The organism is Pantoea sp. SIMBA_079, assembly GCF_046940275.1.
In the GTDB taxonomy this organism is placed as follows: domain Bacteria; phylum Pseudomonadota; class Gammaproteobacteria; order Enterobacterales; family Enterobacteriaceae; genus Pantoea; species Pantoea borealis.
The window spans coordinates 1-246 of record NZ_JAWRYR010000732.1 but is presented as its reverse complement, the minus strand read 5'-3'; the positions used below and the strand labels follow the sequence as shown (position 1 = coordinate 246).

General features: G+C 70.3%; 1 protein-coding gene. It reads right to left on the bottom strand.

What is annotated here, in order from left to right:
* A partial coding sequence (locus SB719_RS21885; RefSeq protein ID WP_412159993.1) for a hypothetical protein occupies positions 1-246 on the bottom strand: 246 nt, incomplete at both ends.

Sequence of the window (246 nt, the reverse complement as noted above, 5' to 3'; positions counted from 1 at the left end):
CGAGTGGGCGCGCACCATCGGACTGCGCATCGGCCGGCGTGTCGTGCAGGAACACGAGATCCAGATCCGAACCGAACCCGAGTTCCTCGCCGCCCAGGCTGCCGTAGCCGATGATCGCGAAACGCGCCCCGGGCAGGCTGCCGTGCGCGGCGGTCATCTCGCGCGTCACCAGGGTCAACACGACATCGACGACCGCGTCGGCCAGCCAGGCGAGTTGCCTCGTCGCATCGCCACCTGCCTGGCGGC